The sequence below is a fragment of the Actinomycetospora callitridis genome (genome assembly GCF_028737265.1).
GTDB lineage: Bacteria > Actinomycetota > Actinomycetes > Mycobacteriales > Pseudonocardiaceae > Actinomycetospora > Actinomycetospora callitridis.
Map to the genome: position 1 here is coordinate 872,975 of NZ_JAQZAK010000001.1, position 21,806 is coordinate 894,780.

A 21,806-nucleotide genomic window follows, 5' to 3' on the forward strand; every position below is an offset into this window, starting at 1 on the left:
CCACTTCCGTCCGACTCCAGGAGGCCACTCGTGCGCGGCCTGCCTCCCGAGCTGGCGCTCCCGCTCGACCGGGCGACGCCGACCCCGCTCGCGACCCAGCTGGCCGACGGCCTGCGCGCCGCCGCGGCCTCGGGCGCCCTGCGCGTCGGCGAGCGGGTGCCCTCGACACGCGTCCTGGCCGGCGAGCTCGGCGTCAGCCGCACGGTGACCGCCGCCGCCTACGACCAGCTCGTCGCCGAGGGCTGGCTCGGCCCCCGCCGCGGCGCCGGCACCTACGTGTTGGCGACGTCCCACGTGAGTGAAGTTCCCGGCTATAGCCGGGAACTTCGCTCACGGGGGACCGACCTGCTCGACCTGCGGCCCGGGTCCCCGTGCCTCGCGGTGCTCGACCGGCAGGCCTGGCGGCGGGCCTGGCGCCACGCGGGCGACCGCGAGCCCGCGCCCCGCCCCGAGCACGCCGGCCTGCCCGCCTTCCGCGACGCCGTCGCACGCCTGCTCCTGCACCACCGCGGGCTCGCCGCGGCGCCCGGGGACGTCCTCGCCACCACCGGCACCACCGACGGGTTCGCCGAGGTCGTCGCCGTGCTCCGGGCCCGCACCGGGCGCGCCCCGCGGGTCGCCGTCGAGGACCCCGGCTACGTGCGGGCCACCGAGGTGCTGCGCGACGCCGGCGCGACCGTGGTCGGGGTGGGCGTCGACGACGAGGGCCTGCGGGTCGACGACCTCCCCGCGGGGCTCGACGCCGTGTACCTCACGCCCGCCCACCAGTACCCGCTCGGCGCCCGCCTGCCCGTGGCCCGGCGGACGGCGCTCGCGGAGCGCGCCCGCGACGAGGGCCTCCTGCTCGTCGAGGACGACTACGACGGCGAGCTGCGCTTCGACGTCGCCCCGTTGCCGCTGCTCGCCGGCCTGGCGCCCGACGTCACCGTGCACCTCGGCACCACCAGCAAGATCCTCTCACCGACCCTGGGCGCGGGGTGGATGGTGGCGCCGCCCGCGGTGCGCGACGCCGTGCTGGAGCGCCGGCGACGCACGGGGGTGCGGCCCGCCCCGGCCGGCCAGCAGGTCGTGGCCGCCCTGCACGCCGACGGCGCCCTCGCCCGCCACCTGGCCCGGCTGCGCCGCGAGCTGGGTGCCCGCCGGACGCGGGTCGTCGACGCCGTGACCGCCACCGGGCACGCCGTGCGCGGCGACCGGGCGGGCGCGCACCTGCTGGTCCCGCTGCCCGACCGGGCCGCCGAGCGGGCGACCGTCGACGCCGCCGCCCGCGTGGGCCTGCAGATCGGAGGGATCGGCGAGCACCACCTCGACCCCGACGTGCCCGGCGCCGCGTGCGGCGTGCTCGTCGGGTGGGCCGGGCCGTCGGCCGCGGAGCTGGACGACGCCCTGGTGAGACTGGCGGACGTGCTCGCCGGGCGGACAGGATCGTCCCCGTGACCCAGCCCCTGACGTACGGGCGATACCTGCACCTCGACGCGCTGCTCACGGCGCAGGCCCCGCTGTCGCGCCCCGAGGCCCACGACGAGCTGCTGTTCATCATCCAGCACCAGACCTCGGAGCTGTGGCTCAAGCTGGCCCTCCACGAGCTCACCGGTGCCTGCGACGACCTGGCGGGCGACGACCTCCCGCTCGCGCTCAAGCGCCTGGCCCGCGTGAAGCACGTGCAGAAGCAGCTCATCGAGCAGTGGACGGTGCTGGCGACGCTGACGCCGAGCGAGTACCAGCGCTTCCGCGGGTTCCTCGGGTCGTCGTCGGGCTTCCAGAGCTACCAGTACCGGGCGGTCGAGTTCGTCCTCGGCGCGAAGGACGCGGCGATGCTCGAGGTGTTCGCCGACGACGAGGCGGCGCGCGCGGTGCTCACCGCGGCGCTGGACCGGCGCAGCCTCTACGACGAGTTCCTCCGCCTGCTCGCGCGCCGCGGCCTCCCGGTGCCCGACGACGTGCTGCAGCGCGACGTGCGCGAGCCCCACCGGGAGGACCCGCGTCTGGTCGAGGTGTTCCGCGCGATCTACGACGCCCCGGAGGAGCACTGGGACGTCTACGAGACCTGCGAGGAGCTCGTGGACATCGAGGACAACCTGCAGCTCTGGCGCTTCCGCCACCTCAAGACCGTCGAGCGCACCATCGGCCTGCGCACCGGCACCGGCGGGACGAGCGGCGCGTCCTTCCTGCGCCGCGTCCTCGACCTGTCGTTCTTCCCCGAGCTGTACGCGGTCCGGACCGCCCTCTGAGCCCGGCGTAGGCTCCGCCGCCATGACGGGCCAGGGAGCAGGCCGGGGAGCAGGCCGGGGAGCAGGCGACCCGCAGGACCGCCCCCGCGTCGTCGTCCTCTTCGGCGGGCGCAGCAGCGAGCACCGCATCTCGTGCCTCTCGGCCGGCAGCGTGCTCGCGCACCTCGATCCCGCCCGCTACGACGTGCTGCCGGTCGCGATCACGCCCGACGGCGCCTGGGTGCTCGGCCCCACCGACCCCGAGGTGCTGCGGCTGCACGGCCGCGAGCTGCCCGAGGTCACGTCCGGGCGGCCCGTCGCGCTGCCCGCCGACCCGACGCGCCGCGAGATCGTCGCGCTCGAGGACGGCAGCTCGCTCGGGCGCGTCGACGTCGTCGTCCCCGTGCTGCACGGCCCCGGCGGTGAGGACGGCACCGTCCAGGGGCTGCTCGAGATGGCGGGCGTGCCCTACGTCGGCGCCGGGGTCTGCGCGAGCGCGGCGTCGATGGACAAGGACGTCACCAAGCGCCTGCTGCGCGACGCCGGGCTCTCGGTCGGCGACGCCGTGGTGCTCCACCGGGGCCGCTCCGGGCTCACCGACGCCGAGAAGGACCGGCTGGGGCTGCCGGTGTTCGTCAAGCCCGCCCGCGCCGGCTCGTCGGTGGGCATCAGCCGGGTGGCCGACTGGGCCGACCTCGACGCCGCCGTCGCGAAGGCCCGTGCCGAGGACCCGAAGGTGCTGGTCGAGGCCGCGATCGTCGGGCGCGAGATCGAGTGCGGGGTGCTCGAGCGCACCGACGGCCGGGTCGAGGCAAGCGTCCCCGCCGAGGTCCGCGTCGTCGGCGGCGACGCCGGCTGGTACGACTTCGACACCAAGTACCTCGACGACGCGTGCGAGCTCGACGTGCCCGCGAAGCTCGACGACGAGGTGGCCGAGGCGGTGCGCGCCGCGGCCGTCGAGGTCTTCCGAGTCATGGACGTCGAGGGTCTCGCGCGCGTCGACTTCTTCCTCACCGGCGACGGGCGGCTGCTCGTCAACGAGCTCAACACGATGCCCGGGTTCACGGCGACGTCGCTGTACCCGCGCATGTGGGACTCCGCGGGCATCGACTACCCGACGCTGCTGGAGACCCTCGTCGAGACCGCGCTCGCCCGCGGGGTCGGGCCGCGCTGAGGCGGGTCAGCGGCTCACCAGCGCGATCTTGACCCCGCGCGAGACGTCGAGCAGCGGGGCCTCCCCGAACCCGTCCGGCACCGTGAGGCCGATGTGGACGGCCCGGTCGACGGTCACCCAGGTGGTGCTGCCCGGCGTGTCGTCCGCCACCGCGACCCAGTCGACGCCGACGACGTCGCGCAGCGGCCCGGTCGCGCCCTCCGGGGGACGGGGGAGACCGCAGCGCAGGACGATCGGTGTCGCCCCGTCCTCGCCGCCCCACGCGACCGTGGCCGCCGGGACCGGGTCGGCCAGGATCCGCCGCGGCAGCATCCCGGTGTCGGTCCGGATCTCGCCGGGCAGCCCGGAGAGCAGGCGGGAGCAGTCGGCGCTCGCCGCGGCGGGTGTGGGCACGCCCCGCACGGTGAGCCGCACGGTGTCGACGTCGGGCACCGGGTCCCGCACGAACACGACGGAGGCCAGCAGGACGCCGCCGAGGAGCAGCACGGGCAGCGACAGGACGATCCCGACGAGCACGCGGGGGAGCCGGCGCGCCACGTCCGGCGCGCGCCAGGGAGCCACCGTTCAGTCGGTGGACACGACGGGGCAGGTGAGCGTCCGGGTGATGCCCGGGACCTTCTGGACGGCGCCGACGACATCACGCCCGAGCGAGTCGACGTCGTCGGCCTCCGCGCAGACGATGACGTCGTAGGGTCCGGTCACGTCCTGCGCCCGGGTCACCCCAGTGATCCCGGCCACGTCCGAGGCGACCGCGGAGGCACGACCCACCTCGGTCTGGATCAGGATGTAGGCCTGGACCACGGACATGCCTCCTCGGGGAACGGGCCGACGGTGGTGGGAACGTCGGCACTCAGGTGGCAGGCAAGGTACCGCAGGGAGTCGAGGGGTGAGCCGGACGGCGAACGGGCGCGGGGGAAGCGGACGACCCGAGGGGTCTGTCCGACGCATCGGCGGTACGTCCGGTGCGTCGGCGCCCGATCGGGCGACGCCGTCTGCCGCGGCGACGGTCGGGGAGCTCGGCGAGTTCGGGCTGATCGACCGCCTGACCGAGGGGCGCTTCCAGCCCGAGCAGACCCTGCTGGGGCCCGGCGACGACGCCGCGGTGGTCGCGGCGCCCGACGGTCGGGTCGTGGCGACCGTGGACACGCTGGTCGAGGGCGTGCACTTCCGTCTCGACTGGTCCGCGCCCGAGCAGGTGGGGCAGAAGGCCGTGGCCGCGAACCTGTCCGACGTGGCGGCGATGGGCGCGGTCCCGACGGCGCTGCTGCTGTCGCTCGCCTGCCCCGGCACGACGAGCACCGAGGTGCTCGACGGCCTCGCGTCGGGTGTGTGGGACGCGGCGGCGGACGCGGGCATCGGCGTCGTCGGTGGCGACACGGTGTCCTCCGACACCATCGTGGTCTCGATCACGGCGCTCGGTGCCCTGGAGGGCCGGGAGGCGGTGACCCGGTCGGGCGCACGGGCGGGCGACGTGGTCGCGGTCTGCGGGCAGCTGGGCTGGTCGGCGGCCGGGATGGCCGTCCTGCGCCGGGGCTTCCGCTCGCCGGTGGCCATGGTCGCCGCGCACCGCACGCCGCGCCCGCCCTGGCGCGCGGGCCCGGTCGCCGCGCGGGCAGGGGCCACCTCGATGATCGACACCTCGGACGGCCTGCTCGCCGACCTCGGGCACGTCGCCCGGGCCTCCCGCGTGCACATCGACCTCTCCTCGCGCCTGGTGCCCGTGGCCGACAAGCTGCGCGACGTCGCCTCGGCCCTCGGCGGCGATCCGCTGACCTGGGCGCTCACCGGCGGCGAGGACCACGCGCTGGCGGCCACCTTCCCGAGCGAGGACGCGGTGCCGTCCGACTGGGTCGTCTGCGGCGAGGTCCGCTCGGGCACCGGCGTCACCGTCGACGCCGACCGCTGGGGCGGCGCCGGCGACCCGGGCTGGCGGCACTGGCGCTGACCCCACGTGAGCGAAGTTCCCCGCCCTAGCCGGGAACTTCGCTCACGTAGGGTCCGTCAGCCCATCTCCGGCGGCCGGACGCCGCGGATGGAGGCGTCGATCAGCTGGATCGGGTGGAGCATCGGGAGCTCACCGTCGAGGTACTTGCGGATCTGCAGCAGGCAGCCGGGGTTCGCCGTGACGAGCACGTCGGCCCCGGTGCCGCGGATGTTGTCCGCCTTGCGCCGCCCGAGATCGCCCGCGGCCTCGGGCTGGAGCATGTTGTAGATCCCCGCCGACCCGCAGCAGATCTCCGACTCCGGCAGCTCGGTGAGCTCCACCCCCGGGATGGCGCGCAGCACGCGCCGCGGCTCGGTGCGGATCTTCTGGGCGTGCCCGAGGTGGCAGGCGTCGTGGTACGCGACCTTCGCCTCGATCGGGTGCCGCCGCGCGCGGGGGTCGGCGAGCGTCTCGTCGACGATCTCGGAGATGTCGCGGACCTTGGCGGCGAACGCGGACGCCCGCTCCGCCCACTCCGGGTCGTCGGCGAGCAGCTCGCCGTACTCCTTCATCGACGACCCGCAGCCGGCGACGTTGGTGGCGATCGTGTCGACCTCGGCGCGCTCGAACGTCGCGATCAGCTTCTTCGCGCGCTCCGCGGCCTCCGCCTCCCGGCCCGCGTGCAGGCCGAGAGCCCCGCAGCACGCCTGCTCGCGCGGGGCGATGACGTCCCAGCCCTCGGCCGCGAGCACCCGCACGGTGGCCTCGTTGACGGGGTGGAAGAAGACGTCCTGCACGCAGCCGGTGAGCAGGCCCACTCGCCCGCGCCGCGTGGGATGGGTGGGGGACGACACCGCAGGCGTGCGGGGGGCGATGCGCGCGAAGGCGTCGCGCAGGCGCACCGGCGGCAGGAGCGACTCCATGGCCACGAGGCGCTCGAAGCGCTGCGGGACCCGCGCCATGAGCTTGTCCATGCTCTTCGGGCGCAGCTTCTGGTACAGCGCGCCCCCGATCGACGCCGCGCGCAGCCGCCGCTTGTAGGGGAAGAGCGTGAAGATCGCCTCGCGGAACCACCGGTCGGCCCGCGTGCGCGGCACGTGGCGCTCGATCTGCGGCCGGGTGGCCTCGAGCAGCCGGTCGTACTGCACGCCCGACGGGCACGCGGTCACGCACGCCATGCAGCCCAGGCAGCGGTCGATGTGGGTGGTGAACGCGCCCTGGAGCGGGATCTCGCCCTTCTTCGCCATCTCCATGAGGTAGATGCGCCCGCGCGGGGAGTCCATCTCCTCGCCCCACAGCGCGTACGTCGGGCACGTCGGCAGGCAGAAGCCGCAGTGCACGCAGTCGTCGAGCAGCTCCTGCGCCGGCGGGTGGTGGTCGTCGAACGACCCGTGCCCGAGAGACGTCGCCGCGCCGCCGAGGACGTCGGCGCGCTCGGGGGAGGTCTTCTCGCCGCGCTCGGAGGAGAAGTCGGGCCCGGGGCCGGTGGTGGGGTGGATGGTCATGCGGTCACTCCGGTCGTCTCGGGTAGCGGGACCCACGGCGCGAGGCGTCCGCGCCCCAGGCGCTGCTCGGGGTCGAGGGACGCCGCGACGGCGCGCAGCAGGACGGCCGAGGCGGGCGCGGGCCCGAACGCCGGCAGGGACGCCCCGTCGGGACGCTGGCGCAGGGACGAGGTGCCGCCGGCCTCGGCGACGCGGCGGTGCGCGGCTGCCACGAGGTCGGCGTCGGCGGGCAGCGCCACGGTGGCGATCCCCGTGCGGGGCGACGCGGTCACCTCCGTGAGCGCGCCGGCGTCGGCCTCGAGCCCGTCCAGCACGCCGGGCAGCGCCGCCGGGATGACGCCCAGGCGAAACACCGCGCGGCCCTCGGGTCTCGCGCGCACCGCGGCACCGTGCGCGTCCCAGGCGGCGGTCGCCTCGTTGGCGGCGAGGAGCTCGCCGCCCACGGTCTCGACGAGCCGGCGGGCTCGGGCGTCGGCGCCGTCCTCGGAGCCCTCGAACAGGACCAGCAGACGGTCCGCGTGCCACTGCACCGCCACGGCCTCGACGGGGCTGTCGGCGACGCGGCGGGCGAGGTCGGCCATCCCCGCCCGGTCGGTCGGCACGGCCGCGGTGGGCGTGGACCGCGGGGCCGGGTGCAGGCGCAGCACGAGCCCGGCGATCACCGCGAGGGTGCCGTGCGCGCCGTGCAGGACCTTGGTGAGGTCGTAGCCCGCGACGTTCTTGATGACGTGCCCGCCGGAGCGGGCGGTGGTGCCGTCGGGCAGGACGACCGTCGCGCCGATGACGAGGTCGCGCAGCGAGCCGTACTGCAGCGACCGCGGGCCGGAGTCCGCGGTGGCGAACAGGCCGCCGAGCGTGGCGCCCTCGGCCGCGCGGGCGGGGTCGACGGCGACGCGCTGGTGGTGCTGCGCGAGCTCGTCCTGCAGCGCGGCGAACGGCGTGCCGGCCCGGACCTCGACGGTCATGTCGCCGGGGTTGTGGGTGACGATCCCGCTCAGCCCGGTGACGTCGAGGACGGTGTCGGCGGGCGCGGGCGTGCCCGCCCAGTCGGCGGCCGTACCGGCGCCGGCGACCCGGAGCGTGCCGGGGTGGTCGAGGACGGCGTCGCGGAGCTCGTCAACGGTGGTGGGCGTGACGGTCTTGACCGCTGGGGTGCTCACAGTCGCTCGATCACTCCGGCTTCCTCGAGGGGGTGGGGCTGGTACTTGCCGGGACGCTCGCCGCACAGCCGGGGCGTCGGGAAGAGCTTCCCGGGGTTGCAGCGGGAGTCCGGGTCGAACGCGAGCCGCACGCGGTGCATGACCCCGAGGTCGTCCTCGGAGAACATCGCCGGCATCGAGCACGCCTTGTCCGTGCCGATCCCGTGCTCGCCCGAGAGCGACCCGCCCAGCTCGACGCACAGCTCGGCGATGTCGGTGGAGAGCTTCTCGGCGGCGTCGTGCTCGCCCGCGGCCTCCGAGTAGAGCACCAGCGGGTGCAGGTTGCCGTCGCCCGCGTGGAAGACGTTGGCGACGCGCAGGCCGGCGTCGCGGCCCATGTCGGCGATGCGCGTGAGCACCTCGGCCAGACGCGTCCGGGGGACGACGCCGTCCTGGACGATGTAGTCGGGGCTGATCCGCCCGACCGCGGCGAACGCGGCCTTGCGCCCCTTCCACACCTTCTGGCGCTCCTCGGCCTCCTGTGGCACGTGCAGCCGCGTGGCGCCGTGGCGCTCGCAGATGGCCGTGAGCTGCTCGAACTCCGCCTCGACCTCGTCCGCCGGGCCGTCCAGCTCGATGATCAGCGCCGCGGGGGAGTCGACGGTGAGGCCCGCGCCGGTGGCGGCCTCGGAGGCCTCCATCGCCAGCGAGTCCATCATCTCCACCGCGGCCGGGATGATCGCGGCGTCGACGATGTCGCCGACGGTGTCGCCCGCGGCCTCGATCGACGGGAAGTCGGCGAGCACCGTGCGCACCGACTGCGGCGTCTGCAGCAGCCGGACCGTGACCTTGGTGCAGACGCCGAGCGTGCCCTCCGAGCCGATGAACAGCCCGCGCAGATCCGGCCCGGCCTGCTCGCCGGTCGGCCCGCCGAGCGTCACCACCGAGCCGTCGGCGAGCACGACCTCCATCTCCAGCACGTGGTTGGTGGTGAAGCCGTACTTCAGGCAGTGCGCGCCGCCGGAGTTCTCCGCGACGTTGCCGCCGATGGTGCAGACCTGCTGGCTGGAGGGGTCGGGCGCGTAGTAGAGCCCGTGCGGGGCGGCGGCCTTGGAGATCTCGAGGTTGTAGACGCCGGGCTCGAGCACCGCGCGCCGGTTCTCGACGTCGATCTCGAGGATGCGGCGCAGCTTCTGCAGCGAGATCACGACGCCGTCGGCGACGGGCATCGCACCGCCCGACAGGCCGGTGCCCGCCCCGCGCGCCACGAACGGCATCCCGTACTCCGCGCACAGCCGGACCGCGCCCGCGACCTCCTCGGCGTCACGGGGGAGCACGACGAGCGCCGGCACCTGCCGGAACCCGGTGAGGCCGTCGCACTCGTAGCTGCGCAGACCCACCTCGTCGGTGATCACGCCGTTCTCCGACAACAGGTCGGTGAACTCCCGGACCATCTGGGCGTCGACCATCAGCCACCTCCCCGACTCGCTGTCCGACGATCCTCGCGCGCCGACCGCACGATCGCCACCAGACGTCCGGGGTCGGCGAGGTCGGCGACGACGTGCTCGGCGCCCGACGCGTGCAGCTCCACGAGGGTTGCCCCGCCCGTGGCCACTCCTACCGCGATCGCGCCCGCCCTGTGCGCGGCCTCGACGTCGAGCGGGGTGTCACCGACGACGACCAGCGTCGGCGAGCTCCCGTAGCGGGCCGCGAGCGCGTCGCGGGCCTGCTCGACGACCCGGACCCGCTCGCCCGGTCCCTCGCCGTAGCCGCCGAGCGCGAGGTCGATCGGGCCGTCGGTGAGCCCGACGGCGGCGAGCTTGGCCCGGGCGCCGGCGCGGACGTTGCCGGTCGTGAGGGTCTGCACGACGCCCGGCTCGGCGGCGAGCGCGGCGATCGTCTCCGGGATGCCGGGCAGGGTGTGCGCGACGGCCGCGAGGTCGGGCTCGCGGCGTCCCCACTCCGCGCCGACCTCGGCGATCATGTCGTGGCCGAAGGCGTCACCGCGCCCGCGCACGGTGGTGGCGTGCTCGTCGGGCAGGGCGTCGCGCAGCGCCTCGCCGATCAGCCAGTCGGTGCGCCCCGGCATCATGACCTGCTCCTCGGGCGGCGGGTGCCCGGTGACGGTGGTGAACGCCTGCTCGAGGACCTCGCGGCCCACGACGCCGCCGCGCAGCAGCGTCCCGTCGACGTCCCAGCAGACCGCCACGTCGGGAGGGGTCTCGGGCGGGGTCATCGCAGCTCCTCGTCGGGCAGTCCGGCCAGCTCCTCGCCCAGGCGCGCGGCCGCGGCCACGACCGCCGGGCCGGCCTCGGCGGCCTCGCCGGGTCCGAAGCGCGCCGCCGGGCCGGACACCGACACCGCGCACGGCGTGGGCGCGCCGGGCACGGGCGCGGCCACGCAGCGCACGCCGACCTCCTGCTCGCCCTCGTCGAGCACCCAGCCGCGCGTGCGGGCGACGTCGAGCTCGGCGCGCAGGCGGCCGGGGTCGGTGAGGGTGGCCGGGGTGCGCGCGGGCATGCCGGTGCGGGCGAGCGCGGCCTCGACGTCGCCGGGCGCCATGGCGGCCAGCAGCGCCTTGCCGACGCCCGTGGCGTGCAGGGGCACCCGGCGGCCGATCTCGGTGAACATGCGCATCGGGTGCGGCGACGCGGCCTGGGCGAGGTACACCGCGGCGTCGCCGTCGAGGCCCGCGAGGTTCGCCGACTCGCCCGTGGTGGCCACCAGCTCGCGCAGCACCGGGCCGACGCCCTCGCCGAGCACGTGGCCCGCGACGTCGCCGAGACGCACGAGCCGGGGCCCGAGGGCGTAGCGCCGGCCCGCCTCGCGGCGCACGTGGCCCTGGGCGACGAGCGTCGCGAGCAGGCGGTGGACGCTCGCGGCCGGCAGGCCCGAGGCGGCGGCGAGCTCCGAGAGCGTCGCGCGCCCCCCGGCGTCGGCGAGGTGGTCGAGCAGGTCGAGCGCCCGTGTCAGGGACTGCACCGACGGCATCGCACTCCTCCTCCCCGGGTACGCCTGTGACGCAGGGCGCAGCCACTCCATCATTCCGCATTGCGGAAGTCAACTTCCATGATGTAGAAACGTGCCCCAGCACCATCGTCTCGTCTGAGGAGCGTTCAACCATGGCCACCGGTGTCGAGGTGTCGGGTTACACCGTCGATCGCCAGGAGGAGGTGCTCACCGACGACGCGCTCGCGTTCCTGGCCGAGCTGCACCGGCACGCGCAGCCCACGCGGCTGCAGCTGCTGGAGCGCCGCAAGGAGCGCCGCGAGGAGATCGCGCGCACCGGGACGCTGGACTTCCTGCCGGACACGAAGGACGTCCGCGACGGCGACTGGACCGTCGCCGAGGCGCCGGCCGACCTGCGCGACCGCCGCGTCGAGATGACGGGCCCCACCGACCGCAAGATGACCATCAACGCGCTGAACTCGGGCGCGAAGGTCTGGCTGGCCGACCTCGAGGACTCGCACAGCCCCACGTGGGAGCTCGTGGTCTCGGGCCAGGTCAACCTCATCGACGCCCAGTCCGGCGACGGCAAGCTGACCTACGACAGCCCCGAGGGCAAGCACTACGAGGTCACCGCCGACGAGCAGCCCACCGTCGTCGTGCGCCCCCGCGGGTGGCACCTCGACGAGAAGCACATCACCGTCGACGGCGAGAAGATCGCCGGCGGACTCGTCGACTTCGGGCTCTACTTCTTCCACAACGCCCGCGCGCTGGTCGAGCGCGGCAGCGGGCCGTACTACTACCTGCCGAAGATGGAGTCGCACCTCGAGGCGCGGCTCTGGAACGACGTCTTCACCAAGGCCCAGGATCTGCTCGGCGTCCCGCAGGGCAGCGTGCGCGCGACGGTGCTCATCGAGACGATCACCGCGGCGTTCGAGATGGACGAGATCCTCTACGAGCTGCGCGACCACGCCTCGGGCCTCAACGCCGGCCGCTGGGACTACCTGTTCTCGGTGATCAAGAACTTCCGGTCCCGGGGCCGCGACTTCGTGCTGCCCGACCGCAACTCGGTCGGCATGACGGTGCCGTTCATGCGCGCCTACTCCGAGCTGCTCGTGCGCACCTGCCACAAGCGCGGCGCGTTCGCGATCGGCGGCATGGCGGCCCAGATCCCCTCGCGCAAGGACCCCGAGGCCAACGAGAAGGCCATGGCGAAGGTCCACGAGGACAAGGCCCGCGAGGCCGGCGACGGCTACGACGGCTCCTGGGTCGCGCACCCGGACCTGGTGGAGATCTGCCGCGAGGAGTTCACCAAGGTCCTCGGCGACCGGCCCAACCAGCTCGACAGGACCCGCGAGGACGTCTCGGTGGGCGCCGCCGAGCTGCTCGACGTGAAGTCGACGCCGGGCGACGAGACCGAGGCGGGCCTGCGCAACGACGTGTCGGTGGGCCTGCAGTACATCCAGTCCTGGCTCTCGGGCACCGGCGCGGCCGGCATCTTCAACATGATGGAGGACGCCGCCACCGCCGAGATCTCGCGCTCGCAGATCTGGCAGTGGCTGCACAACGACATCGAGCTCGACAACGGGCAGAAGGTCACGGCCGACTACGTCCGCCAGGTCGTCGGCGAGGAGCTCGACAAGATCAAGGACGCCGTCGGCGAGGAGACCTTCGAGAAGGGTCGCTGGCAGGAGGCGCGCGACGTGTTCGAGTCGGTGGCCCTGGCCGACGACTACGTCGAGTTCCTGACCCTCCCGGCCTACGAGCTGATCGACTGAGCGAGCTGACGCTCCGGGTCGCGGCCTACGACGACCCGGAGAGCGTGCGCTTCGTCGACGCCGTCCAGGCGTTCTACGTGGAGCGCTACGGCGGGGCCGACCGGACACCGGTCGACCCCGCCGAGTTCGCGCCGCCGCGCGGGCTCTTCCTGCTCGGGAGCCTGCCGGGCACCGTGCCCGTGTGCTGCGGGGGCTGGCGTCGCCACGACGCGACGACGATCGACGCCGCCGACCGGGACGTGCTGCGCCCGGGCGACGCCGAGATCAAGCGCATGTGGGTCGACCCCGCGCACCGACGGCGGGGGCTGGCCGGCGCCCTGCTCGACGCGCTCGAGCGGGCCGCGTCGAGCGCGGGGTGCCCGCGCACCGTGCTCGAGACCGGCACCGAGCAGCCCGAGGCGCTGGCGTTCTACCGCGCCCGCGGCTACGTCGCGATCCCGCGGTTCGGCGTCTACCGGGACGAGCCGGACAGCCTCTGCTTCGCCCGCGTGCTCGCCCGTCGCTGATCAGCAGACCGGAAAGCACGTCGAGCGACCCGTTCGGCGTGCCGCTCCGCCTGGTGATCACAGCCCGGAGCCCCGGGTGGGTGCGGGACGGCGGCGGTCGGGCGTTAGCGTCGGTCGACCGTCCGCCCGCCCGTTCCGGAGGCTCCCCGCGTGGCCCGTTCCCTCTCCGAATCCGTCGAGGCCGGATGGGCCGAGGCGCTCGAGCCGGTCGCCGACACCGTCGCGGCGATGGGCGACTTCCTGCGCGCCGAGGTCGCCGCGGGCCGCAAGTACCTGCCGGCGGGCGCGAACGTGCTGCGGGCGTTCCAGCAGCCGTTCGCCGACGTGCGGGTGCTGGTGATGGGCCAGGACCCGTACCCGACGCCCGGCCACGCCGTCGGGCTGTCGTTCTCGGTGGCCCCGGACGTGCGCCCGCTGCCGAAGAGCCTGCAGAACATCTTCCGCGAGTACCAGAGCGACCTGGGCCATCCCGCGCCGAGCACCGGCGACCTCACGCCGTGGGCGCAGGCTGGCGTCCTGATGCTCAACAGGGTGCTCACCGTGGAGCCCGGCGCGCCCGGCTCGCACCGGAACAAGGGCTGGGAGAAGGTCACCGAGGCCGCCGTGCAGGCGCTCGTGCTGCGCCCGGACCAGCCGCTGGTCGCGGTGCTGTGGGGGAAGGACGCGCAGACGGTGAAGCCGCTGCTCGGCGACGAGGTGCCGACCGTCGAGTCGGCGCACCCGAGCCCCATGTCGGCCGACCGCGGGTTCTTCGGGTCGAAGCCGTTCAGCCGCGTCGACGAGTACCTCACCGAGCTCGGTGACGACCCGCTGGACTGGCGGCTGCCCTAGACCCCGAGAGGGCGGGACGTCAGCGACGTCCCCAGCGCCGCGTGGTGCGGCGGCCCGGGGGGCGCTGCGGCGCGAACATGCTCCACCCCTGCGGCGGGGTGGTCTCCGGGCGGTGACGTCCGGCGCGGCGGCGGGCGAACACGAGGCGCCAGAGCTCGCCGAACCGGCGGCGCGGGCGCGGGGCGACCACCGGCAGGGAGGGGCGGGCGACGACCGGCGCGGACGACGACATCCGCTGGTCAGGAGCAGGCTGGCCGGGAGCGGGGGGCGGCACGGGGACCGGCCCCGTGGGCGCGATCGTGGCGGCGGCCCTCGCCGTGGACGCGGCGCGGGCCTCGTCCTCCGTGAGCCGCTCGGAGCTGACACGGAGCGGGGCAGGGGTCTGTCCGGGAGCGTTCCGGTATCCCGGCTGGCTCACGCGGACCTCCGTTCGTCGCTCCACCCGACGTCGGCGACGCCCCCCACCCTGACCGACGTACTGTGCAGATGCAAGAACATCTGCACCGCGGATCTGCACCGCAGAGCGCTGTTGCAGCACCGGGGGGAGACCGCATGCCCGAGTTCGTCGACGCGCACGCCGCGTTCCAGGACGACGTCGCGTGGCGCAAGAGCCGGCGCAGCAACCCGAAGGGCAACTGCGTCGAGGTGGCGCCGCTGCCGGACGGGGGCGTGGCCGTGCGCCACTCGCGACACCGCGACGGACCCGTGCTGGTCTACACGCGCGCGGAGATGACCGCCTTCATCCTCGGGGCGAAGGACGGCGACTTCGACGACCTGCTGGCCGAGGGCGCCTAGCGTCGCCGGACGGCCCGGATGCGCCGTCGGGGCCATGGCCTGCTGCTACGGTCGTTGCGCAGCTCGGGCGCGCTCCGGCGGGCTGCCGACGTCAGGCTGATGGAGGTCCCGCCGTGGCACCGGAGGGGGAGGCCACGGCGTCGGACCCGGCGTCGGACCCGGCGCCTGCGGAGGTCCGGGACATCCGCGACGTCCCCGGCGGCGGCCCGACGGTCCTGCGCATCGTGCTCGGCCAGCAGCTGCGCGCGCTGCGCGAGCGGGCCGGGGTCACGCGCGAGGCCGCGGGCCACCGCATCCGGGGCTCGCACGCGAAGATCAGCCGGCTGGAGAACGGGCGCACCGGGTTCAAGGAGCGCGACGTCGCCGACCTGCTCAGCCTCTACGGCGTCCACGACGTCGACGAGCGCGCGCAGATGTTCGCGCTGACGCGACGCGCGAACGCCCCCGGGTGGTGGCACCGGTACTCCGACCTGCTCCCGCCCTGGTTCGAGACCTACGTGGGCCTCGAGCAGGCGGCCGCCCAGATCCGCACCTACGAGCCCCAGTTCGTCCCCGGGCTGCTGCAGACCGAGGCGATGGTGCGGCACGTGACCGCGCTCGGGCACGGGTCGATGTCCGACGAGGAGCTGGAGCGTCGCGTCGAGCTCCGACTCCGTCGCCAGCGGGTGCTGGCCGCCGAGGACCCCCCGACGCTGTGGGCGGTGGTCGACGAGGCGGCGCTGCGTCGGCTGACCGGCGGCGCCGAGGTGATGCGCGCCCAGGTCGACCACCTGCTGGAGGTCTCCGACCGGCGTCACGTGATCGTGCAGATGGTGCCGTTCCACCTCGGCGGCCACGCGGGCGCCGGCGGGCCGTTCAGCATCCTGCGGTTCGCCCGCGGGTCCGAGGTGCCCGACGTGGTGTACCTCGAGCAGCTCACGAGTGCGCTGTACCTCGACAAGCGCAGCGACGTCGACGACTACCTCGCCACCATGGAGCTGCTCTGCGCGCAGGCACTGGCGCCGCACGCGACGCGCGACGCCCTGGTCGCGCTGCGGGACGACCTCCGCAACTAGCGGAGGGCGAGCCGGGGACTCAGCCCCGGCTGACCTTGCCGGCCTTGAGGCAGGAGGTGCAGACGTTCATCCGCTTGCGGTTGCCACCGGCCACGCGGGCGTGCACGGTCTGCACGTTCGGGTTCCAGCGGCGGTTCGTCCGCACGTGCGAGTGCGACACCGACTTCCCGAACCCCGGGCCCTTCGCGCACACGTCACAGACGGCACTCACGGCTGAACTCCTCATTCGTACTGGCGGTATTCGTCCTGCGAAGCGGCGCACTCCACCGCGGACGGCGGTGCGCTCCTGACGTCAGGGTAGCCGAGGCGTGACGCCCGCGATCCCGGCGGGGTGGCGCCCGCGCGGGCCGACGGGTCGCGCGGTGTCCCTGTCGGGGTGGGATGACATCGTGGTCCCCGTGGTGGGGATGGAGACGCCGCTGCCCACGGCCCTGGGCGACAAGACCGCGAGGCCGCTCGCCCGCCAGCTCGAGCTGCACACCGTGGGCGACCTGCTGCGCCACTACCCCCGTCGCTACATCGCGCACACCCAGGTGACGCACTCCTCCGACCGCGAGGACCAGCGGTTCCGCGACAAGGAGCACGTCACGCTGCTCGGCACCGTCCACAGCGTCTCCGGGCGGCGGATGCGCCACCGCAAGGGCCACATCACCGAGGCGACGGTGGTGATCGGCGCCCAGCGCCTCACCTGCACCTTCTTCAACCAGCCCTACCGCGAGCGCGACCTGCAGCCCGGCACGCGCGCCCTGTTCTCCGGCGACCTCAGCCGCTACAAGGGCGGCTGGCAGCTCGCCGCCCCCGAGTTCATCGTGCTCGGCGCCGGTGTCAGCGCCGACCTGCCGGGGCTCATCCCGATCTACCCGGCCACCAGGAAGCTGCGCTCGTGGGTGGTGATGATGGCCGTGCGCCAGGTGCTCGACCTCCTCGACGACCCCGAGGATCCGCTGCCCGAGGTGCTGCGCGCCGCCCACGGGCTCGCGACGCTCGGCGACGCCCTGCGCCGGGTGCACCTGCCCGACACCTGGGAGGAGCAGCGGGCGGCCCGGCGGCGGCTGGTGTGGGACGAGGCGTTCGGCCTGCAGCTCGCGATGGCCGGGCGCCGGGCGAACGCCACCAGCCGCCCGGCACCCGCGTGCCCCCGCCGCGAGGACGGTCTGGCCTCGGCGTTCGACGCCCGCCTCCCGTTCGCCCTCACCGGCGCCCAGACCACGGTCGGCGAGTCGCTCGCCGAGGTGCTCGCCGGCACGGAGCCGCTCAACCGCCTGCTGCAGGGCGACGTCGGCTCGGGCAAGACGATCGTCGCGCTGCGGGCGATGCTCCAGGTCGTCGACTCCGGACGGCAGGCGGTGCTCCTCGCGCCGACGGAGGTCCTCGCCGCGCAGCACGCCCGGTCGCTGCGCGCGATGCTCGGGTCGCTCGGACGGGCGGGTGAGCTGGACGCGGACCCCGACGGGCACGCCACGCGCGTCACCCTGCTCACCGGGTCGCTGGGCGCCAAGGCCCGTCGCGAGGCGCTGCTCGACGCCCAGTCCGGGGCCGCGGGCATCGTCGTCGGCACCCACGCGGTGATCCAGCAGGGCGTCGGCTTCGCCGATCTCGGCCTCGTCGTCGTCGACGAGCAGCACCGGTTCGGAGTGCACCAGCGCGACGAGCTGCGCTCGCGCCCGGGCACCACGACGCCGCACGTGCTGGTGATGACCGCGACGCCGATCCCGCGCACCGTCGCGCTGACCCTCTACGGCGACCTCGACACCTCGGTGCTCGACGAGCTCCCGGCCGGCCGCCAGCCGATCGCGACCACCGCGGTGCCGGCCGGCGTGAAGCCCCGCTGGCTCGAGCGGGCGTGGGAGCGCGTGCACGAGGAGGTCGCGGCGGGCCACCAGGTGTACGTCGTCTGTCCGCGCATCGGTGAGGAGGGCGGCGAGCCGGGCACCGAGGACGACGAGCCGGCCCGCGCCGCCGACGACCTGCTCGACCCCGAGGCGGACGCCGACGAGGAGCCCGGCCCCGAGGCGCGCCCGCCGCTCGCGGTGGCCGAGGTCGCGCCGATGCTCGCCGCGGGACCGCTCGCCGGGCTGCGGCTCGAGGTGCTGCACGGCCGGATGCCCACCGACGAGAAGGACGCCGTGATGCGCGCGTTCTCCGAGGGCCGGGTCGACGTCCTGGTGGCGACGACGGTCATCGAGGTCGGCGTGGACGTCCCGAACGCCACGATGATGATCATCCTGGACGCCGACCGCTTCGGCGTCTCGCAGCTCCACCAGCTGCGGGGGCGGGTGGGCCGCGGGTCGGCGTCGTCGTCCTGCCTGTTCGTCACCGAGGCCCTCGAGGGCTCACCGGCCCTGACGCGCCTCGAGCGCCTCGCGGCCACGCCCGACGGCTTCGAGGTCTCGCGGCTCGACCTCGAGGTGCGCGACGAGGGCGACGTGCTCGGCGCGCAGCAGTCCGGGCGTCGCTCGCGGCTGCACATGCTCTCGGTGCTCAAGCACGCCGACCTCGTCGCGGAGGCCCGTGACGAGGCCCGCGAGGTGGTCGGCGCCGACCCCACGCTCGCCCGTCACCCGGGTCTCGCCGGGCTGGTGCGCTCGGTGGTCGACGAGGCCTCGGCGGCGTTCCTCGACCGGCTGTGACCCCCGTCCGCACCAACCCCGACCGGCCGCACTCCGGCAACCGGGGGTGAGTGCGGCCGCTCGTCGTCACCGTTTCGGGTGTACGTCGCGGCGAGCGGTCCCGTGTTCCGGGCGCAAACCGATGAGCGCGGTGCAACGACCGCAGAGCGCGCTGTGACGGCGTGGTGTGGCGTCGTGGGGTCACGGATCGGTTACGTTTCGGTGGTCGCTGAGCATCAGCCCAGCGGCGCGCTCGGCCGCAACGTCCGACTCCCCGTCCGGCGGCCTCCCCGGAGCGCACGACGTCCCAGGACGGGGCGGGTGACCGACGTCGAGCCGCAGCTCCCCAGCGGCCCGCCGTCCGCGGACCCGGGGTCGTCCCCACGAACCCCGGTCCGTCGAGCGCCGCCCGGCGGGCGATGGAGATCGCGCATGACGGCTGTGCTCCCCGAGATCGCGGACGCCCCCACCACGCGTCCGGCTGGACGTCACCGTGCCCCCGAGGCCGCGACGACCGGCTCGATGGGCATCGTCCCCGAGGACCGTCGCGCCCGGTCGGCGCACGGTCGTCACGGTGGCCGCCCGGTCACGGACACGGGTGCCCACCCGCTCTCGCGCGCCGCGAAGACCGCCGGGCTGTCGCTGGCCGCCCTCGGCGCCGTCGCGACCGCCGGCGGCATGGCCACGCACGGCCTGATCGGCGACCAGGAGCCGCCGGCCACCGGCGAGACCGCGCTCTCCCCGCAGCTGGCCTCGGCGAACCTCGCCGTGGCCCCCGCGGCGCGCCCCACCGACGCCGCGACCTCCTCGGTGCTGCCGGTCGTCAACTCGGGTGCCGCCTCCGCCTCGTCGATCAAGCACGACTCGCCCGACTCCCGCGCCGCCGCCCAGCGCACGGCGCAGCAGACGACGGAGCGCCAGTCGGTGTCGCAGCGGAGCGCGCAGTCGGCGTCCTCCGACGAGCAGGCCTCGGCCCCGTCGGCCGGGTCGGCCGTCGCGCGGCAGGCCATCGCCGCGGCGCGCGGCCAGCTGGGCGTCCCCTACGTGTGGGGCGGCACCAGCCCGGACGGCTTCGACTGCTCCGGCCTCACGCAGTTCGCCTTCGAGAAGGCCGGCATCGAGCTGCCGCGCACCTCGCGCGCCCAGGCCCAGGAGGGCCAGGAGGTCGACGCCGGCAGCATGAAGCCGGGCGACCTCATCTTCTTCAACAGCCCGGTCAGCCACGTCGGCATCTACATCGGCGACGGCAAGATGATCGAGGCGCCGCAGTCCGGCTCCGACGTCAAGATCTCGGATGTCGAGCGGCGCATGGACGACATGAACACCATCCGTCGTCTGGCCTGAGGCCGGGACCGACCGCGAGACAGAGAAGTCCGGGCCCGCCGCCCCGAACGGCGGGCCCGGACCATGCGGTGTGCGGAGGCTCCCCAGCTCCCACTCACCAGGTCTGCGCACGTCGGATGCCCCGTCGACCGGTTGGCAAACCCCGATTCCGGGGTGATCGGTCGGTTTCCCGGGTCGACCGGTCATCCTCGACGTCGTGGCCCCGCACCTCCGACCGCTCGGCCTGCGCCGAACGGTCGTCTCGGCGTTGGTGCTCCTGGTCGTCGGCTGTGCGCCTGTCCGCCCGGCCTCGGCGCCCGATCCCTGCGCTCCGGCGGTCGTCGGCGGGGACGTGCTCACCCGGGACGTCGCCGGGACCTCCCTGCACGTGACGGTCGCCGGCCCCGTCGGCGCCCCGGCCGTCGTGCTGCTGCACGGCTTCCCGGAGACCGCTTCGACGTGGCGGGCGGTCGCGACCGACCTGGCCGCCGACCACCGCGTCGTGGTCCCCGACCTGCGCGGCGCCGGGTGCTCGGGGTTCGCCCCGCCGGGCACCGACGCCTACGCCACGGCCGACCTCGCCGCGGACCTCGCGGGCCTCGCCGTCGCCCTGGACCTCCCGCCCGCCGCGGTCGTGGGCCACGACCTGGGCGCCATGACGGCGGTGGCCTGGGCGCGCGCCCGCCCCGAGCAGGTCGCCTCGCTGGTGCTCTCGGGCGGCGGCGTGCCGGGCTACGGGCTCGCCGAGCGCGGCCCGCCGCACCTGCGGTCCTTCGGCGACGCGCCGCCCGGCGCCGTCGAGGCGGCGCAGCGGGGCCGGGTGCGGGAGTTCCTCGCCGGGTTCACCGGCTCGGCGGCCTTCCCGCTGGACGAGGCCGTCGCCGCCTACGCCCCGCCCGGCCGCCTCGACGCGGCGATGGGCCGGTACCGGGGGCTCGACCGCGACGCCGTCGCCCAGCGCGCCGACCCGCGCCCGCTGGCGATGCCGGTGCTCGTCGTCGCAGGCGGGGCGCCCGACCTGGCGGCCGACACGGTCACCGCGCTGCGCCCGGACCGCCGGGTGGTCGTCGTCCCGGACGCCGGGCACTACGTGCTCGTCGAGAGGCCGGCGGCGTTCGCGCGGGCCGTGCGCGCCGAGGCGTGGTGATCAACGGGGAGTCCGCGCGCGTAGAAGCAGCGAACCGCGCGTTCGCTCCGGTGTGGTCGCGCCGTCGTCTAAGCCCGCAGGCGGTCGCGCAGGTCGCGGGCCCCGCGGGCGGCGGCGCGGCGCACGGCGTCGGCGGCCTGGGTGTACTCGGACCCGGGAGGCGCGACCCGTGGGGGCGCCGGGTCGACGGCGCGGGTCTCGCGGGCGGCAGGGCCGGACGCAGCGGCCGGCCCCGCGTCCCCGGGGTACCCGGCCCGGCGAGCCTCGGCGAGACCCTCCGCGACGCGCTGGGCGTCCTCCCACGCCGCGGAGGCGCGGTCGACGGCGGCGGTGAACTCGGCGCGTCGGGGCGGGGCGGGCTCGGTCTCGGTGGCCAGGAACTCGGCGTCGCCCAGGGCCTGCACGAAGCGGGCGGTGGCCGGCACCGTGACGTCGGCCAGCGCCGGGCGGGCGGCCACGGCGGCCCGGCTCGCCTCGAAGGCGGCGTACTCGGCCTGCAGCTCCCCGAAGCGCCGGCGCGCGAGGTGCCACCGCGCCGCGTCGTGCTCGGCCATGCGGCCCGCCCGGCCCTGCGGGTGGCCGTGGACGACCGTGCGCACGCGGGTGACGCCCCGGCGGACCGCGAGGACGGTCGCGGTGATCGCGGTGATCGCCGCGAGGACGAGGTCGGCCACCCCGGCGAGCAGGGCGACACCGATGCCCTCGAGGTCGCCGGCGGCGACCCAGACGGCCAGGAAGATCACCGGCGAGAGCAGCGCGAGCAGCGCCGCCAGGCCGAACAGCCAGGGGGCCGCCGAGCGCTTCTGTCGGTCCACGGTGTCCTCCTCGGGACTGTCGTTCCTTGATACCGCACACCGACAACGT

Annotated in this window: 22 protein-coding genes; 12 read left to right on the top strand and 10 right to left on the bottom strand. The window is 75.2% G+C overall.

Annotated elements, in window-relative coordinates; genetic code table 11:
- Positions 1–30: 30 nt before the first annotated feature.
- Genes PH191_RS04200 through PH191_RS04210 form a run of 3 tightly spaced genes read left to right on the top strand, consistent with a single transcriptional unit; the run spans position 31 to position 3,384 of the window.
- Positions 31–1,437: an aminotransferase-like domain-containing protein gene (locus PH191_RS04200; RefSeq protein ID WP_274193356.1), complete on the top strand. Its 1,407-nt coding sequence runs from the start codon at positions 31–33 to the stop codon at positions 1,435–1,437.
- Complete coding sequence (locus PH191_RS04205) at positions 1,434–2,231, top strand: tryptophan 2,3-dioxygenase (protein ID WP_274193357.1); 798 nt, start codon at positions 1,434–1,436, stop codon at positions 2,229–2,231. The genes PH191_RS04200 and PH191_RS04205 overlap by 4 nt, the downstream gene beginning before the upstream one ends.
- A 22-nt stretch (positions 2,232–2,253) precedes the next feature.
- Complete coding sequence (locus PH191_RS04210) at positions 2,254–3,384, top strand: D-alanine--D-alanine ligase family protein (RefSeq protein ID WP_274193358.1); 1,131 nt, start codon at positions 2,254–2,256, stop codon at positions 3,382–3,384.
- Positions 3,385–3,390: 6 nt separating this feature from the next.
- Here the strand turns inward: PH191_RS04210 and PH191_RS04215 are convergent, their stop codons facing one another.
- A complete protein-coding gene (locus tag PH191_RS04215) occupies positions 3,391–3,945 on the bottom strand; it encodes a DUF3515 domain-containing protein (protein WP_274193359.1) in 555 nt (184 codons plus the stop codon).
- 3 nt (positions 3,946–3,948) lie between these two features.
- The gene (locus PH191_RS04220; RefSeq protein ID WP_274193678.1) at positions 3,949–4,185 is read right to left on the bottom strand and encodes an Lrp/AsnC ligand binding domain-containing protein; all 237 of its coding nucleotides are present in this window, start codon (positions 4,183–4,185) and stop codon (positions 3,949–3,951) included.
- A gap of 145 nt (positions 4,186–4,330) precedes the next feature.
- Here PH191_RS04220 and PH191_RS04225 point away from each other — a divergent pair, with 145 nt between their 5' ends.
- Positions 4,331–5,329 (top strand): thiamine-phosphate kinase, encoded by a 999-nt coding sequence (locus PH191_RS04225; protein ID WP_274193679.1) that lies wholly within the window; start codon positions 4,331–4,333, stop codon positions 5,327–5,329.
- A 56-nt stretch (positions 5,330–5,385) separates the two neighbouring features.
- Here PH191_RS04225 and PH191_RS04230 read toward each other — a convergent pair whose 3' ends face one another.
- Genes PH191_RS04230 through PH191_RS04250 form a run of 5 tightly spaced genes read right to left on the bottom strand, consistent with a single transcriptional unit; the run spans position 5,386 to position 10,943 of the window.
- Positions 5,386–6,813: a (Fe-S)-binding protein gene (locus PH191_RS04230; protein ID WP_274193360.1), complete on the bottom strand. Its 1,428-nt coding sequence runs from the start codon at positions 6,811–6,813 to the stop codon at positions 5,386–5,388.
- Positions 6,810–7,973 carry an FAD-binding oxidoreductase gene (locus tag PH191_RS04235; protein ID WP_274193361.1) on the bottom strand — a complete coding sequence of 388 codons (1,164 nt, stop codon included), beginning with the start codon at positions 7,971–7,973 and terminating at the stop codon, positions 6,810–6,812. The genes PH191_RS04230 and PH191_RS04235 overlap by 4 nt, the downstream gene beginning before the upstream one ends.
- On the bottom strand, positions 7,970–9,421 hold the full coding sequence (locus tag PH191_RS04240) for an FAD-binding oxidoreductase (protein ID WP_274193362.1): 1,452 nt from the start codon (positions 9,419–9,421) through the stop codon (positions 7,970–7,972). Before PH191_RS04240 ends, PH191_RS04235 begins: the two co-directional genes overlap by 4 nt.
- The gene (locus tag PH191_RS04245; RefSeq protein WP_274193363.1) at positions 9,421–10,188 is read right to left on the bottom strand and encodes an HAD family hydrolase; all 768 of its coding nucleotides are present in this window, start codon (positions 10,186–10,188) and stop codon (positions 9,421–9,423) included. The genes PH191_RS04240 and PH191_RS04245 overlap by 1 nt, the downstream gene beginning before the upstream one ends.
- Complete coding sequence (locus PH191_RS04250; protein ID WP_274193364.1) at positions 10,185–10,943, bottom strand: IclR family transcriptional regulator; 759 nt, start codon at positions 10,941–10,943, stop codon at positions 10,185–10,187. The genes PH191_RS04245 and PH191_RS04250 overlap by 4 nt, the downstream gene beginning before the upstream one ends.
- A gap of 131 nt (positions 10,944–11,074) precedes the next feature.
- Between PH191_RS04250 and aceB the strand changes: the two genes are divergently transcribed.
- The 3 genes from aceB to PH191_RS04265 all read left to right on the top strand — a co-directional run bounded on the left by aceB (position 11,075) and on the right by PH191_RS04265 (position 14,013).
- A complete protein-coding gene (aceB, locus tag PH191_RS04255; protein WP_274193365.1) occupies positions 11,075–12,676 on the top strand; it encodes a malate synthase A in 1,602 nt (533 codons plus the stop codon).
- A 44-nt stretch (positions 12,677–12,720) separates the two neighbouring features.
- Positions 12,721–13,182 carry a GNAT family N-acetyltransferase gene (locus PH191_RS04260; protein WP_274193366.1) on the top strand — a complete coding sequence of 154 codons (462 nt, stop codon included), beginning with the start codon at positions 12,721–12,723 and terminating at the stop codon, positions 13,180–13,182.
- Positions 13,183–13,332: 150 nt separating this feature from the next.
- Complete coding sequence (locus PH191_RS04265) at positions 13,333–14,013, top strand: uracil-DNA glycosylase (RefSeq protein ID WP_274193367.1); 681 nt, start codon at positions 13,333–13,335, stop codon at positions 14,011–14,013.
- Between the two features lie 19 nt (positions 14,014–14,032).
- Here the strand turns inward: PH191_RS04265 and PH191_RS04270 are convergent, their stop codons facing one another.
- On the bottom strand, positions 14,033–14,431 hold the full coding sequence (locus tag PH191_RS04270) for a hypothetical protein (RefSeq protein ID WP_274193368.1): 399 nt from the start codon (positions 14,429–14,431) through the stop codon (positions 14,033–14,035).
- 134 nt (positions 14,432–14,565) lie between these two features.
- Between PH191_RS04270 and PH191_RS04275 the strand changes: the two genes are divergently transcribed.
- On the top strand, positions 14,566–14,808 hold the full coding sequence (locus PH191_RS04275; RefSeq protein ID WP_274193369.1) for a DUF397 domain-containing protein: 243 nt from the start codon (positions 14,566–14,568) through the stop codon (positions 14,806–14,808).
- 113 nt (positions 14,809–14,921) lie between these two features.
- Complete coding sequence (locus PH191_RS04280; RefSeq protein ID WP_274193370.1) at positions 14,922–15,863, top strand: helix-turn-helix domain-containing protein; 942 nt, start codon at positions 14,922–14,924, stop codon at positions 15,861–15,863.
- 19 nt (positions 15,864–15,882) lie between these two features.
- Here the strand turns inward: PH191_RS04280 and rpmB are convergent, their stop codons facing one another.
- A complete protein-coding gene (gene rpmB, locus PH191_RS04285) occupies positions 15,883–16,074 on the bottom strand; it encodes a 50S ribosomal protein L28 (protein ID WP_274189554.1) in 192 nt (63 codons plus the stop codon).
- Positions 16,075–16,270: 196 nt separating this feature from the next.
- Here rpmB and recG point away from each other — a divergent pair, with 196 nt between their 5' ends.
- The 3 genes from recG (at position 16,271) to PH191_RS04300 (ending at position 20,942) form a co-directional block, all read left to right on the top strand.
- A complete protein-coding gene (recG, locus tag PH191_RS04290) occupies positions 16,271–18,493 on the top strand; it encodes an ATP-dependent DNA helicase RecG (protein ID WP_274193680.1) in 2,223 nt (740 codons plus the stop codon).
- Between the two features lie 411 nt (positions 18,494–18,904).
- On the top strand, positions 18,905–19,816 hold the full coding sequence (locus tag PH191_RS04295) for a C40 family peptidase (protein ID WP_274193371.1): 912 nt from the start codon (positions 18,905–18,907) through the stop codon (positions 19,814–19,816).
- 196 nt (positions 19,817–20,012) lie between these two features.
- Positions 20,013–20,942 carry an alpha/beta fold hydrolase gene (locus tag PH191_RS04300; protein ID WP_274193372.1) on the top strand — a complete coding sequence of 310 codons (930 nt, stop codon included), beginning with the start codon at positions 20,013–20,015 and terminating at the stop codon, positions 20,940–20,942.
- Positions 20,943–21,010: 68 nt separating this feature from the next.
- Here PH191_RS04300 and PH191_RS04305 read toward each other — a convergent pair whose 3' ends face one another.
- A complete protein-coding gene (locus tag PH191_RS04305; protein WP_274193373.1) occupies positions 21,011–21,757 on the bottom strand; it encodes a hypothetical protein in 747 nt (248 codons plus the stop codon).
- Positions 21,758–21,806: the final 49 nt, after the last annotated feature.

What these genes read in the sequence shown, in the direction of transcription:
- PH191_RS04210 (WP_274193358.1), top strand. Translation starts at nt 2,254, where the DNA reads ATGACGGGCCAGGGAGCAGGCCGGGGAGCAGGCCGGGGAGCAGGCGAC.
- PH191_RS04230 (WP_274193360.1), bottom strand. Translation starts at nt 6,813, where the DNA reads ATGACCATCCACCCCACCACCGGCCCCGGGCCCGACTTCTCCTCCGAG.
- PH191_RS04240 (WP_274193362.1), bottom strand. Translation starts at nt 9,421, where the DNA reads ATGGTCGACGCCCAGATGGTCCGGGAGTTCACCGACCTGTTGTCGGAG.
- PH191_RS04245 (WP_274193363.1), bottom strand. Translation starts at nt 10,188, where the DNA reads ATGACCCCGCCCGAGACCCCTCCCGACGTGGCGGTCTGCTGGGACGTC.
- PH191_RS04250 (WP_274193364.1), bottom strand. Translation starts at nt 10,943, where the DNA reads ATGCCGTCGGTGCAGTCCCTGACACGGGCGCTCGACCTGCTCGACCAC.
- aceB (WP_274193365.1), top strand. Translation starts at nt 11,075, where the DNA reads ATGGCCACCGGTGTCGAGGTGTCGGGTTACACCGTCGATCGCCAGGAG.
- PH191_RS04275 (WP_274193369.1), top strand. Translation starts at nt 14,566, where the DNA reads ATGCCCGAGTTCGTCGACGCGCACGCCGCGTTCCAGGACGACGTCGCG.
- recG (WP_274193680.1), top strand. Translation starts at nt 16,271, where the DNA reads ATGGAGACGCCGCTGCCCACGGCCCTGGGCGACAAGACCGCGAGGCCG.
- PH191_RS04295 (WP_274193371.1), top strand. Translation starts at nt 18,905, where the DNA reads ATGACGGCTGTGCTCCCCGAGATCGCGGACGCCCCCACCACGCGTCCG.